The organism is Salinibacter grassmerensis (assembly GCF_947077765.1).
In the GTDB taxonomy this organism is placed as follows: domain Bacteria; phylum Bacteroidota; class Rhodothermia; order Rhodothermales; family Salinibacteraceae; genus Salinibacter; species Salinibacter grassmerensis.
Genome location: NZ_CAMTTF010000011.1, coordinates 23,808 through 36,585, shown reverse-complemented (window position 1 = coordinate 36,585; position 12,778 = coordinate 23,808). Strand labels below are relative to the sequence as shown.

The 12,778-nt window shown below is 64.0% G+C and carries 12 protein-coding genes; 9 read left to right on the top strand and 3 right to left on the bottom strand.

Translation table 11 applies throughout. The features are described from left to right. The first annotated feature begins 261 nt into the window (after window positions 1-261). The 7 genes from OJB03_RS15270 to OJB03_RS15240 all read left to right on the top strand — a co-directional run bounded on the left by OJB03_RS15270 (window position 262) and on the right by OJB03_RS15240 (window position 9,113). The gene (locus OJB03_RS15270) at window positions 262-1,533 is read left to right on the top strand and encodes a flagellin N-terminal helical domain-containing protein (protein ID WP_263788930.1); all 1,272 of its coding nucleotides are present in this window, start codon (window positions 262-264) and stop codon (window positions 1,531-1,533) included. Window positions 1,534-1,908: 375 nt separating this feature from the next. Further along, a complete protein-coding gene (locus OJB03_RS15265) occupies window positions 1,909-2,352 on the top strand; it encodes a hypothetical protein (protein ID WP_263788928.1) in 444 nt (147 codons plus the stop codon). A gap of 445 nt (window positions 2,353-2,797) precedes the next feature. Continuing rightward, a complete protein-coding gene (locus OJB03_RS15260) occupies window positions 2,798-5,803 on the top strand; it encodes a PAS domain S-box protein (protein ID WP_263788927.1) in 3,006 nt (1,001 codons plus the stop codon). Window positions 5,804-6,319: 516 nt separating this feature from the next. Then, a complete protein-coding gene (locus tag OJB03_RS15255) occupies window positions 6,320-6,634 on the top strand; it encodes a flagellar export chaperone FliS (protein ID WP_263788925.1) in 315 nt (104 codons plus the stop codon). Between the two features lie 51 nt (window positions 6,635-6,685). Beyond that, window positions 6,686-8,176 (top strand): flagellar filament capping protein FliD, encoded by a 1,491-nt coding sequence (gene fliD, locus OJB03_RS15250; RefSeq protein ID WP_263788924.1) that lies wholly within the window; start codon window positions 6,686-6,688, stop codon window positions 8,174-8,176. A gap of 46 nt (window positions 8,177-8,222) precedes the next feature. Continuing rightward, window positions 8,223-8,630: a flagellar protein FliT gene (locus tag OJB03_RS15245; RefSeq protein ID WP_263788922.1), complete on the top strand. Its 408-nt coding sequence runs from the start codon at window positions 8,223-8,225 to the stop codon at window positions 8,628-8,630. Between the two features lie 123 nt (window positions 8,631-8,753). Then, window positions 8,754-9,113 (top strand): hypothetical protein, encoded by a 360-nt coding sequence (locus tag OJB03_RS15240; protein WP_263788920.1) that lies wholly within the window; start codon window positions 8,754-8,756, stop codon window positions 9,111-9,113. Window positions 9,114-9,124: 11 nt separating this feature from the next. On the opposite strand, the gene OJB03_RS15235 is transcribed toward OJB03_RS15240, so the two are convergent. From OJB03_RS15235 to OJB03_RS15225, 3 genes are all read right to left on the bottom strand, one after another. After that, window positions 9,125-9,565 carry an AAA-type ATPase lid domain-containing protein gene (locus OJB03_RS15235; protein ID WP_263788917.1) on the bottom strand — a complete coding sequence of 147 codons (441 nt, stop codon included), beginning with the start codon at window positions 9,563-9,565 and terminating at the stop codon, window positions 9,125-9,127. A 92-nt stretch (window positions 9,566-9,657) separates the two neighbouring features. Continuing rightward, the gene (locus tag OJB03_RS15230) at window positions 9,658-10,668 is read right to left on the bottom strand and encodes a sigma-54-dependent transcriptional regulator (RefSeq protein ID WP_263788915.1); all 1,011 of its coding nucleotides are present in this window, start codon (window positions 10,666-10,668) and stop codon (window positions 9,658-9,660) included. 88 nt (window positions 10,669-10,756) lie between these two features. After that, complete coding sequence (locus OJB03_RS15225) at window positions 10,757-11,527, bottom strand: sensor histidine kinase (RefSeq protein ID WP_263788913.1); 771 nt, start codon at window positions 11,525-11,527, stop codon at window positions 10,757-10,759. Window positions 11,528-11,846: 319 nt separating this feature from the next. Here OJB03_RS15225 and OJB03_RS15220 point away from each other — a divergent pair, with 319 nt between their 5' ends. Continuing rightward, window positions 11,847-12,185: a flagellar basal body rod protein FlgB gene (locus OJB03_RS15220; protein WP_263788912.1), complete on the top strand. Its 339-nt coding sequence runs from the start codon at window positions 11,847-11,849 to the stop codon at window positions 12,183-12,185. Between the two features lie 47 nt (window positions 12,186-12,232). After that, window positions 12,233-12,733, top strand: a complete 501-nt coding sequence (flgC, locus tag OJB03_RS15215; protein ID WP_263788910.1) for a flagellar basal body rod protein FlgC — start codon at window positions 12,233-12,235, stop codon at window positions 12,731-12,733. Window positions 12,734-12,778 lie beyond the last annotated feature (45 nt).

Genomic DNA, 12,778 nt, shown 5'->3' with positions numbered 1-12,778 from the left:
CGAAAGGGCCTTTCGGGTCGGATGTAACAAGGCGCAAACTCTGGGCCAGCGTCTCGGGCACCTTGCGGGCACACGGCTCGGTTTATTTAAAAACCCAGGGTTGCGTCCGATAACCGGAGGTGAACCGGCACGATGAGGTCGGCACGGCGAGGCCGCAGCGCCCGCCTCAGTGCCCTTCGAGGCGCCGGTGCACATTTGCGCTAGGCACTTGCGCCAGGCACGCCCATCGATGATTTTCTTCCGCAAACCCAGTAGACTGCCATGAGCTCGTTTTCGCAGATCAACACCAACATTCAGTCTCAGCAGGCCTTCCAGAACCTGTCCGACACCAGTGAGGAGCTAAGCACCCGCCGGGAGCGCCTGACGACGGGCCTGCGCATCAACAGCGCCTCCGACGACGCCGCCGGCTTCGAGATTGCCAACCGGCTGGAGGCGAAGACCGGCGCCCAGCAGCAGTCCCTCCGGAACATCGGGGACGCGAAAAGCGCGCTCAGCACGGCGGAGGGGGCCCTCGACTCCCAGCTCGACATTTTGCAGACCGCCCGGGAGAAGGCCACGCAGGCGGCCAACGGGAGCCTGTCGCAGAACGAGCGGGACGCGATCGGCAACGAGCTGCAGTCGCTGGTTTCGGAGGTCAACGACATTGCCGACAACGCGACGTTCAACGGCGACCAGTTGATCAAGGGCGGATCGGCGGGGGCCGACGGCAACTCGGTGGGCCTGACGTTCCAGACCGGGGCGGAGGCGGACTCGACCTTTGACGTCAACATCGGGAACTCGACCGCGGAGGACCGGGGGATTGACGGAAATGTCAATCCCAGCATTGCAGACGGGCAGAACGTGATCTCCAGTGACTTCAGCGACAGCAAGCTCGGTCTCTCGGCCGGGGACATAGCGGCAAGCACGGCGACCACGTCTACCTCCGACGGGGGCACGGCAACGGAGCTGGCCGGCGGCCTTGAGGGGGGCACCTTTGAGGTGAAGGTGACAGACACCAACGACGGTGACAGCAGCGGCGACGACAACGTGTTGACGTTCGAGACCGCCAACACCACCAAGACGGCGGACCTGTCCACCGCGTCGCCGCCAACGATCACGCTTGAGTCGGGGACAGGCACAAACACGATTTCGTTCGAGGCAAGTAGTGTGTCGTTTACGGCTGGCGATATCAGAGAGGGAGAAGAGAAGACCTTTGAGGTGTCGGTCAACGACAACAACAACATCGGGGATCGCCTGGAGGGGGGCTCGGCGGGAGCAGCCCGGGCGATCGTCGAGGACACGAAGGCGGCGATCAACGACCTGACGACCCAGCTCAGTGACCTGGGCGCGAGCCAGAACCGGCTGTCGTTCAAGGAGTCGAACCTGGAGACGAGCCGGACGAACCTAAACGCGGCGCAGAGCCGGATCGAAGACGCGGACTTTGCGAAGGAGCAGACGCAGGTGGCGAAGCTGCAGGTGCAGCAGCAGTCCGGGACCGCGCAGTTGGCGCAGGCCAACGCGGCGGGCCAGAGCGTGCTCTCGCTCCTCCAGTAATCGGTTCAGGGGCGAGTCAAGCAGAAGCTCGCTTGACGACGTTCTCGGCGTAGCTTCGAAAAACTAGCACTCATGCGCACAGCCTCCGGCCCGATGCCGGGGGCTGTGCTTTTTTGTGTTGTTCCGGGCCGTCGGGCCGGGCTACCTCTCTGTGTCGCAGCAACACGGACAGGGCCGGCGCACCGTCACTGTGAGCACCTGCGAAAATATCCCCGTCCCCTACTCCACGGTCCCGTTGCCGGGGGCGTGCCTCTCTTCGCGGGACGTTTAAGATTCTTCGCCTGCGTCCGATAACCGAAGATGAGCCGGACCAACACGACGCGCTCATTCGCTCTATTCGTCCTTCCCCCTCACAAGGCTTCCCCGGTTGTCGCCATGCGTGTTCTCTCGGAGTCGCCCCGTCCTGCCTCCCCGACGACGTTTCTGCTCCCGCTCGGCCTCGGCCCGGCGATGGACAGGTCCGATGCCACCGGCTCTTCACCCTCGGTCTCCACTTCAGACGACGGAGCGAGCAGGCGCGTCAGACACGAGACCGGCAGTACCTCGAGCCCTACAAGCACCGATGTGGACGGGCGTCCGAGAACACAGGCCAGCCCGGGGGCGTGGGCTGGCGACTCGCCCCTGCGCATCCCATCCGGCCATCTCGAGAATCTCGGGTCTGCGACCGCCGAGTTTTCGACGGGCCTCCGTCGTTCCCGGGCCGACCGGGCCCGTGAGCAGGTGCGGGCCGCAAAGCGCCAGATGCGGGCCCAGGCCGAGACGGCGCGCCGCGCACAGGCCCATGCCACCGGGCCGGCGGTGTACGCCCTCATCGAGTAGTCCATACACATACAGGAGCCACCGGGGCCCGCTCTTCGAGAGGGAGCCTTGGAGAGCATCGGCACGCGGACGAATTCGCAAGGCACAGTTGTCCGGGAGAGGCTGGAGACTGTGCTTTTTGTATTTTGTATTGGATGCCGTTCGTAGACGGGGGGACAGGTCGAGCGGAAAGATCCATCTCGTTTCGTGAAGGGCAGAACCGGGCGGAGGAAACCGCCCAGGACGCATTCGTCCGCGCCCACAGACCCGTCAACGGACCAGCAGCCACGACGTTACCGGAGTCCGGGGAATCCTCCGCCGCTCGGTGTCGCAGACTCGTCACAGGCCCGGGGCCGTCTGCACCCCACTAGAAGAATTGTTTCTGTTCACCTAATTCTTGCTTACATTTGCCATTGTGGGTATTCCTGTACTCTGACACTTTGCCAATCCGCTTGGGTACCGTCCGATGAGTGTGCTTTCGTCCAGCATACTGGTGTTCGGGGCTCTCTTCTCATTTCTGGCCGGCGCCGTCGTGTGCTGGGTTGGGGCCGGGCTCCGGAGTCGTTTCGTATCTGCGGAGCCCGAGGCCGCCGAGGGACGGGGGCCCGGAACGTCCGAGGTAGACCGGCTCCGGGGCGTGTCGCAGAGCCTCCCGGGCATTGAGTTTCAGTACCGGGTCGACCCGGACGGGTCCGGTCGGTACCGGTTCGTCGGCGAGCGGGCCGAGACGCTCCTTGGGGTGTCCCCGCAGGCGGACGATTTCGAAGAGCAGTTTCTAGATCGGGTGCCGGATGCGTACCGGGATCGGCACAACCAGTGCGTCCGGGCGGCCCGCAGCGGAGAGCGCCCGGAGCAGGTGGAGCTGCCGTTCGACCGCTCCGATGGAGAGCGGGTGTGGCTGCTCCTTACCTCGGTCCTGGAGCGTCGGCCAGGGGCCGAGGGCGAGGCGCTCGTCTTCAACGGCTTCATGCTCGATATCACCGACGAGAAAGAGCGAGATCAGCGGCTCCGTCAGACGGAGATGCTCTTCCAGAACGCCCAGGACGCGCTCTTCCTCATCGACGTTGAGGAGAAAGATGGCGGACCGGCGTTCGCCGTCCAGCGGGTCAACCCCGCCTACGAGCAGAAGACTGGCTTTTCGGAAGGGAGCATCCGCGGACAAACGCCCCAAGATGTTCTGGGGGAGGACGCCGGGGAGGCGGTCGCGGAGCGGTACCGGACGTGTCTTCGCCGGCGGGAGCCCCTTGAGTACGAGGAGACGGTGCCCCTGAACGGCGAGACGACCCACTGGACGACCCGCATTGCGCCGGTGGTTGTCAACGGAATCGTGCAGCAGATTGTGGGGACGACCCGGGACGTGACGGAACGCAAGGAGCGGCAACGTACCCTGCAGGAGCGACGCGAAAAGGTCGAGACCCTCTACGAGACGGCTGATCGCCTGCTGGGGGCGTCCAGTGAAGACGAGATCAGCGCGGTGCTCGTCCAGATCATCCGGGAGGCCCTTGGCCACCAGGGCGTGTCCGTCCGGTTTGCCCGACAGGGCGTCCTGGAGGTGGCCCACGTGGCGGCGGGGACGCTTGCGTTCATGCCCGAGCGCCCGCCTTTCGACGTCGACGGGGACAGTGCCGTGGCGGAGGTCTATCGGAGTGGCGACACGCTCACGATTTCGGACCTGGAGGCCGCTGAGGTTGAGGTCTCTCACGACTACGGAGACCTCCGGTCCGTGATGGTTGTGCCGATTGGAGAGTACGGCACCCTCGCCGTCTCCTCTCCTGAACCGGGCGCCATCAGCGAATTGGACATCCGCCTGATTGAGGTACTCGGGACCTACGCGACGGCCGTGCTCGATCGACTGGATCGAGAAAACAGTCTTCGGGAGGAGCGGGACCTTCTGGATCGGCTGTTGTCCACGAGCCCGGCCGCCATTGTGCTGCTGGACGAGGAGGGCAACTTCGCCCGGGCGAACGAGCGGGCCAAAGAGGTGCTGGGCATTGGGAAGAACGAGGTGACCGAGCGGGCCTTCAACGACCCGGAGTGGGGGATCACAACGGTGGACGGACGCCCCATTCCAGAGGAAGACCTTCCGTTCCGGCAGGTGCTTCGGGATCAGGCCCCCATCGCTGGGTACGAGCACGCAATCGAATGGCCGGGCGGCACGCGGCGCATTTTGTCGGTCAGTGGCGCGCCCCTTCAGGACGTCGAGGGCGAGGTAAGCGGCGCTCTGTTTCACCTCAACGATGTCACGGAGCGCAAGGGGCAGGAGCAGGCGCTCCGCAGGCGCAAAGAGAAGATTGAAGCGCTTTACGATGCAACCCGCCAGTTGCTCCGGGCTGGGTCTCAGGAGGAGGTCGCTGCGGAGGTGCATGGGGTGCTTCAGGATGTCTTTGCGTATCCGTTCCGACACACGGGCTTCGTAGAAGGAAACGAGATCGTCCCGAAGAACACCACCGCTGAGGGCGACGCCAGTCTACCGGATCCTGACCCCCATGCGGCCGACGGCGATACCGTTGCGGCTCGTGCGCTGGAGGCCGGGAAGGCGGTCGTCGTCCCTGATACCGGGGCGTTGGAGAACGACATCGACTACGGGGACCTACGCTCCGCGGCCGGGGTGCCGATCGGGCAGCGTGGGATCATCATTGTCGGCACGTTGGAGGCGGGCGAGTTCGACCGGCTGGACCTGCGCCGGGCGAAGGAGGAGGCGGAGGCAGCCCGCGCCGACGCCGAGCAGGCCCGAGACGAGGCGCAGGAAGCGGCCCGGCTAAAGTCCGCATTCCTCGCCAACATGAGCCACGAGATCCGCACCCCGTTAACGTCGATCATTGGATTCGCCGAGGTCCTTGGTGCCGAGGTGGGCGGTCTGGACGCGCCGGTGTCCGGCTCCCTGGAGCAGAAGGCCCATCTGATCGAGCAGGGCGGCAAGCGCCTCCTCGACACCCTGGAGGGGGTGCTCAACCTGTCGAAGCTGGAGGCCGGGCAGATGGAGCTAGACAGTCGGCCCGTCGACCTGGCAGACCGGGCGCGCCGGACGGCTGCGGAGCTGCGGCCGAGGGCCCTGGACAAAGGGGTTTGCCTCCAGGTCGAGTCCGGAGACCAGCCCATCCAGGCCCGGGCCGACGACGGCGGGGTGCAGATCGTGGTTCAGAATCTCATCTCCAACGCCATTAAATACACCAAGACGGGGGGCGACGTCTGGGTGCGAACGTACCAGGAGGACGAGATGGCCGTACTGGAGGTCGAGGACACCGGGATTGGGATGGAGCCCGAGACTGCGGAAGAGCTCTTCGCCCCCTTTCGGCAGGCGTCGGAGGGCATCAGCCGGGAGTATGAGGGCAGCGGGGTGGGGCTGGCCGTCACCCGCAGGGCGACCGAAGAGATGGACGGGGACGTTGAGGTGAACACCGAAAAGGGAGAGGGGAGCCGGTTCGTCGTGCGGCTCCCCAGGGCTGGAGAGACCACCGACGCGGAGGCGTAGGCAACGAGCTCGGGGCCCGACGCAACCGCATGGGGCCACGTGGCGAACACGGTCGTCCAGGAGCGACCGTCTGGTCGGTGCCTTCGAGGGACGCTCTGCTCCCGAGCCGTAGCCTCCTCGTTGCCCCAAATCGATCTGGAAACCATCTACCGATTGCAGGGACGCCTCCATTCAGCCGGATGAGTCCTGCACACGCGAGGCGACTGATGCGGTGCTTCCGGCTTGGGAGGACATTGACGCTTGCTTTCTGACGTGTGGAGGGGAACCCACCTGTTGTCGCCACGCAGTACAATGCGTCGTGAGCGGGAACGAGACCCCTGTCCAGAATGGCAAAACGGGATTTTGGGACGGGGCGCCCTTAAAAGATTGCCCGGTGCTCCGATAACCAGAGGTGAACGACAGAGACGCCGTCGCTCCGGAAGGACTCTCCGGGGCGGAAATCATTTCCCGTGAGGAAAAAGGCATCCCGTCGTCAACCGTTTTGATTGCGTCGGACTCAAATTTGCATCCATTCTCATGTACAGTGCACGCCAGCAATACCAGCAGCAGTCGGTTCAGACCGCCTCGCCGGAGAAGCTCATTGAGAAGCTCTACGAGGCGGGCATCCAGGCCTGCCACCAGGAGGACCGGGATACCCTTCGTGAGGTCCTGATGGAGCTCATTAAAGCACTGAATGTGGAGCAGGGCGGCGAGCTAGCCGAGCGTCTGGAGAGCATCTACGAGTTTTGCCTCAACGAGTGCGCGACAGGAGACCTCGACATGATCCGCGGGCTGCTCGAAGAACTTCGGGACGGTTGGAGGCAGGGCGTCGTCGAGGGACAGTCCACCTGACGGCCCTGCCCGCCCCACCTGCTATATCCTTCACTGATCTCCTAGAGACCCATGGGAACGTCTGTTGGTCCGTCTCGCCCCTCAAACCTGAGCCCTCAGTACCAGCGACTGATCCAGCGCACGCTCCAGATTGAGCGCCAGCCCAAGCTGGAGCTTCAGAACGAGCGCCAGCAGAAGCAGAGCACCAAGTCGGTGGTGAGCGACCTGGACGGCAAGCTCTCGTCGCTTCAGAGTCAGCTCAGCACCCTCGCCGACTCCAGCTCCAGCCCGTTCGAAAGCCGCAATGTCAGTGGCGCTTCGGGGACGGAGGCGTTCAGCGTGTCGGCCGACGAGACGGCGAGTGTGGGCAGCCATTCACTGGCCGTCGACCGATTGGCCTCGGAAGACGGGCGGGTGTCGAAGACCTATAATTCTGGAGGAAGCGGCCTGCGCACCTTCTTTGACAACAACGGGCAGCAGACCTTCTCGGTTGAGGTTGCCTCGCCGACCGACAGCAATCCCGATGCCCGTGAGCAAGTCAGCGTGACTGTGGACCCCAGCGGGTCCACCAACAAAGAGATTCTGGGGAATATACAGACGGCCGTGGACGATGCGCTCCAGACGGCGGTCGACGACGGGGTGATTTCGTCCGACGAGCGCCCCGATGTGTCGGTGGTCAGTCCCACGAGTGATACGGCCCGCCTTTCGCTCCGCAGTTCACAGAAGGGATATCAGGGGCGGCTCGGTTTCTCGGACTCCGGAAACGGACTGCTCTCGGAGCTTCAGGTGAACGCGAGTCAGAAGGCCGGCGACTCGCAAGGAGGGTTTCTCACGAAGGTGGGGAGCGATGAGGGGAGCTCAAAGCTGACCAGTGAGTTTACTCTGGACGGCCTGACGCTGACCCGTAACTCCAATGAGGTCACAGATGCCCTCGACGGCGTGACCATTAATCTCGACAAGGCAACCGGTACCGAGTCTTCCTTCGACGTCACAGCAGACGAGGAAGGGGCACAAAGCATCGTGGAGAACTTCGTCGACCGAGTCAACGAAGTCATCTCTTTTCTCCGAGAGAAAACGGAAATCAATCCGGGAAGCGGTGAGGAGGGAGAGCTGGCCGACGATACAGGCTTCCGGCGCCTGAGTCGGCAGCTCCGCACCGATGCGACCCGGCCGGTAAACGGGCAGCCAGAGCGGCTCAATACCCTCGCGGACATCGGCGTGGAGGCCAACCGGGACGGCACCCTGAAACTCACCGACGAAGATGCCCTTCGTACGGCCGTCCGGGAAAACCAGGGCGCCTTAAAGGACCTGTTTGCCGGCCCCGACGGGGTGGCCACGCGGATGAAAGAGCGTGTGGACCAGTACGCGGACACGGGCGGCCTCCTCGACGACCGGCAGGATAGCATTGACAGCAGCATTGACCGGATCGACGACCGGATCGATAGTCTCGACGAGCGCCTCCAGCGCCGCCAACAGCAGCTTCGAGGCCGGTTTGCACAGGTGCAGAGCACGATCCGCTCGCTCGCTAATCAGCAGCGGTCCATTAGCCAGCGGCTTTTCTAGACGAGGTCGCTGGATCGCGCTCATCGCCACAGCGCCTTTCGAGTAGATGGCTGTGTCCGCCGAACGTCTCGACGCTCTTCTTCACCTGGGAGAACGAATTGCCGAGGCGATGGAGGCCGATGACTGGGGTCGTGTGGAAAATCTGCTCGATCGGCGCGCGCGGACCATTGACCGGCTTGCGACGGATGCGGGAACGGACGCCGACGCGTCCCCGTCCACAACGCCGGATGCAGAAGAGACCGACGGTGTCCTCCGACGAAAGCGTGAGGCCCTGTCCGACCAGCACGAGGCCCTTTTAGATCAGCTCCGCGAGCGGGAGGACGAGATCGAGGCGGAGCTCAATCAGCTGCAGCGACTGCAGCGTGCAAACGACTCATACGACGACCACACTGCCTCCTCGACTCCGGACCAGACCGGTCGCGACGGAGTGCTTCCCCCCGAACTCAGCGGGTAACTAATTACTTAACGTTTTCTTTACTTAATAAATCTGTGTCCGCCCCGATAACCCTCCACAAGACGGCAGCCGCTCGTGGCATGGGGCTCCGACATCCATTCCTTACAAACAGCGCTTGAGCCCATGAATATTCAGAATCCATCCACCGGGCCGTTGCAGCCGGACTCGGCGCGCAACGAAAACATCGGTGAGGCGCAGCAGGCCGCAAACTCAGAGGAGGCGTCATCGGAGCAGTCGTCCGAGACGACCGACGCCGCCGGCACCGATCAGGTGGAGATTTCCGACGCCGCCCGTGCCGCACAGGAGCGCCTCAGTGGAGAGGACGTGGCTCTCGTGGAGCGGGGGCGCCAAGCCCTGAACGAGGAAGCTTCGCTTTCAGAGGAGCGGCGTACGGAACTTCAGGAACAGGTCGAAAATGGACGGTTCACCGAGCCGGACGTGGCAGAGGATGTCGCCTCGTCGCTTACCGAGCTCTTTGGATAACGTAGTCAATCCTAAATCGAAAATCCTTCGTCCCGGTACTCTTGTAGCTTGTTGCGGATGGTACGTGCACTGACGCCGAGTTTTTCAGCGGCATGTTTCTGACTTACGTCTTCCTGTGACACGGTACGCAAAATAAGTTTGCGCTCCATCTCGGCGATCGTTGGGGGACCGTTCCCGTCCGAAAGTTGTGTGAGTGTCGTTCCCCCCGTACCGGCATTGCTGTCGGCATCGGTCGTTGCATCCCGCGTGAACGATGCATTCAGCACATGCTCTTTCGTGATGGTGTCCGCATCGGCGGCCATCACTACGCCCCGATGAATCATGTTTTCGAGCTCCCGCACGTTGCCGGGCCAGCTGTGGGTCTGAAAGTGTTGCAGCAACCCGTGTGACAAGGATTTGTCCGGAAGGTTGTATTGGGTGGCGTACTTCTCCACGAAGTGTTCGGCCAACAAGGGGATGTCGGAAAGTCGACCCCGCAGGGGCGGAACGTGGAGCGGAAACACCGCCAGTCGGTGATACAGGTCTTCACGGAAAGCACCTTCGTCTACCGCGTCCTTAAGTCTCGGTTGCTCGTGGCGACGATGCGTACGTCTACTTCTTTCTTCTCCGAGGCTCCCACTTTCTGAAATTGCTGCTCCTGCAGCACGCGAAGTAGCTTCGCCTGGACGCCGCAATCGATTTCCGTGATCTCGTCCAGGAGCAACGTCCCTCCGTCGGCCTGTTCGAACGCCCCCTCCATGTCGTCCACCGCCCCGGTGAATGCGCCTTCCACGTGCCCGAACAAGTGGCTCTCCACCAAGTCGCTCGGCAGAGCAGCGCAGTTGATGGGGACGTACGGTTCGTCAGCACGGGCGCTCCGGTCGTGGACCAACTGGGAGAGGATCTCCTTCCCCGTTCCGCTCTCTCCGTGGATGAAGACGGGGGCCTCGCTCTGCGCAACCCGGGGTACCATGGTCTTGAGGTGCTGAACACTCTTGTGCTCCCCCACGAACTGTGCGTCGCTCTCCGGCGCCCCGTCCTGGGGAGAGAGGGAAGAACTAGTGGAGAGATCCGGGTCGTCGGCACTGCCGGTGGGGGCCCCGTCGGCCGAGGTGACGTTCGCGGCGCTGGGAGCGGAGTCTCCCCCCAGAAGACTGCCCGACTGCGCGGACGGCGCCGGCTCCGCGAGGAGGTCCTTCACGCGGTCCACGAGCTCGTCGGTCGAGAACGGCTTTGGAATATAGTCGGCGGCGCCCTTCTGCATCGCCCGCACGGCATTCTGCGCGTTGTCCTGGTCCGAGAGCAGAATGACGCGAACCGTCGGGTGGTGCTCCTGGATGTGGTCCAGAAGTTCCATTCCGTCGGGCCCCGACATCTGGTGGGTGGTCAGCACGAGGTCGAAGGCGTCCTCCTCCTCCAGCAGCTCGATTGCCTCTGTGCCGCTTGAGCAGGCCGTTACCTCGATCCCCTCGCGCGGAAACAGACGCTCGAAGACGTCATGGAGCATGACCTCGTCGTCGACGGCCAGAATGTGAGGAGAAGTCGTGGTGGGGGGCGTAGACGATGTTGTGTTCATGCTTTGCGGGGGCGGTGGGTGAGAATGTTTGGCACTACGGGGGCCCTCGGACGGAGAAACGTGCGCGGGCGACGAGAGGCGACGCGGATCAAACCTGCAGGGTGAAGCAGGTCCCGCCGTCCGCGACGCTGTTCGTGGAAAGACGGAGCGACCCGTCGTGCTGCTCGGCGATGTGGGCCGCGATGGGGAGCCCGAGCCCGAGGTGCTGGGGGCGGGCGGAGTAGAATGGCTGGAAGACCACGGACGGGTCGTCAAGCTCAATCTCCCCGTCGTTCCACACCTCGAACGCGACCTGGGGGGCTTCGTCGGACGCGTCGTCGGCGCGAGCGGCGCGCAGGAGTACCGTTTCCGGGGCAGTCGTGGCCTCCAGGGCGTTCTTCAGAAGGTTGAGCAGGGCCTGGCGGAGGAGCGCCGGGTCCGCGTCGATAGAACGGTCGGCCTCAGGTTCCACCCTCATCCGGACCCGTGTCTGCGCCGTGTCGTCGAGCAGGCCGATCGTGTCCTCCACGGCATCAGCCACGGCCACGCGCTGTGCCGCGGCATCGATGGGGCGGCTGTAGTGACGGAGTGCCGCCAGCAGGTCGTCAATTTGGGCGGAGGCCGCCAGCACGTCCATCGCGCTCTCGCGTCGGCGCTTCGGGTCAGGCGCGTCCACCAGGCGATCCGCGTGGCGGGCGATCGTGTTCGTGAGGGGGGCGAGGTGGCGGGTCAGCACCGACGTCAGGTGCTTCAGGGCCTCGTCGTGTCCGCCAGCCGGAGACGACCCCTCGGTGGCGTCGGGACGCTCCGCCCCGCTGGACGTGGACGGAACCTCCAGGGTCGGAACCGAGGTGCGCTCGGGGGACGTGTCGGGAGGCATGGACGGATGGTAGGGCGATAAAGGAAGGCAGTGCAGCACGCCCCGATGCTGCAAACCGTACGCCGACCCCGGGGCCCAGGTCGTTACAAAACGGACAATCGGTCCGCAGCGCGTGTCTGCAGGGGTGCTCGTTCGTGAACTGGTCGTGGGTTGGTGTAAATATTTCCGGCTCTCTCTTTAAATATATTCCGTTTTAACACGAATACGGATTCCGCAGCCGGGGCGCCCCCCGGCGAACAAGCCGGCGGTCCGCGGTCGTGGCACAGTGCTTGATTGGATTGTAGTCCCAACGCGCCATCCCCGCAGGACCGACTGGACCATGGAAACCACACACGTTCGCCTTCTGCGCAACGCGATGTCCGCCTACACCCAGCGTCGACGGGCCGCGTCCAGCAATCTCGCCAACGTCGATACGCCCGGGTACGACCGGATGTCGGTATCCTTTGAAGAGGAGCTACAGGAGGTGCGTCGCCTTTCGGGCAGCCTCCGGGAGCAGTCGGAGGTAGAGGCCGACACGGAGGTTGAAGACGAAGCGCCCGTGCTCGAGGAGGAGCTCATGTCTCTGACGGACACGCAGATGCGCACGCGAATGGCCTCCCGGGCCCTCACCGAGCACTTCGACCTCATGCGAATGGGCATCACCGGAAGCGCGCGGTAGCCGCCGCCACCCCCACGCCCCTTGTCTCCAGAACCCATCACTGTCCCATGCCGATCGGAAACCAGTTTCTTCCCGCGATGAAGACCGCCGCGCGCGGTCTGGAGGCCCAGCGCCGTAAGCTCGGCGCCGCCACGGAGAACCTCGCCAACGCCTCCACGTCGCGCACGGAGGATGGGGATCCGTTCCGGATCAAGCGGGCCGTGCAGGAGGTCGACAACGCGGACTACGAGCGCCTGAACCGGGGCGGCCTCGACCCGCAGCTCGAGCTGCGCAGTACGAACGCGAGGCACCTGCGTGAGGCCTCACTCCCGCCGGAGCAGGCCACCGGAGACCTGGGGCCGAAGACCGAGATCGAAGAGATTGAGAAGGAGCGTCTTGAGTATGACCCCTCCCATCCAGACGCGGATGAGGAAGGATACGTCCACTACCCGGACGTGAACGTCGCTCAGGAAATGGCCCGGATGACATCTGCGAATCGCGTCTATGAGGCCAATCTCTCAGCGGTGGAGGCCACTAAGAGCATGGCCCAGCGCACCTTCGAAATTTAACGGACCGCCTGTCCTCTCGTCGCCCTCTTGCACGCGTCGCCTTGT